This is a genomic window from Vibrio sp. Y176 (genome assembly GCF_033438945.1).
The window spans coordinates 1-500 of record NZ_JAWOQS010001292.1 but is presented as its reverse complement, the minus strand read 5'-3'; the positions used below and the strand labels follow the sequence as shown (position 1 = coordinate 500).

General features: G+C 50.0%; 1 pseudogene. It reads left to right on the top strand.

Annotation, left to right across the window (positions count from 1 at the left end):
• Nucleotides 1–500, top strand: a pseudogene (locus R7O13_RS31475) (RNA polymerase-associated protein RapA); the annotation flags it as partial.

Below are 500 nucleotides of genomic sequence, written 5' to 3'. Positions count from 1 at the left end.
AGCTTGGTCGTGAAAGCCACTTTGCTCGTCTACGCCTGCTGGATCCCGATCGTTTCTATGATTACGAAGCGTTCGTTGAGGAAGAAGAGCAATACGCGCCTGTAGCGGATGCGATTACTTCACTATTCTCAGGCGAAAAGCTGCCTGATGAAGCGAAAAACCAGATCACTGAACTGTTGTCTGAACAAGACGTAGAACCACTTTTCCGCATTATCGAAAGCAACAGCGATGACGAGGCGAAAGCATCAGCGCGCCAAGAGCTTATCGATAACCTAATGGACCGTCACGGTACGGGGCGTGTTTTGTTCCGTAACACGCGTGCGGCAATCAAAGGTTTCCCAACGCGTAATGTGCACCTTATGCCGATGGATATCCCACAGCAGTACACCACGTCAATGCGTGTGGCAGGGATGATTGGCGGTAAGATGAGTTCTGAAGCGCGTGCGATGAAGAACCTGTACCCGGAAGAAATTTTCCAAGAATTTGAAGGCGATGATGCA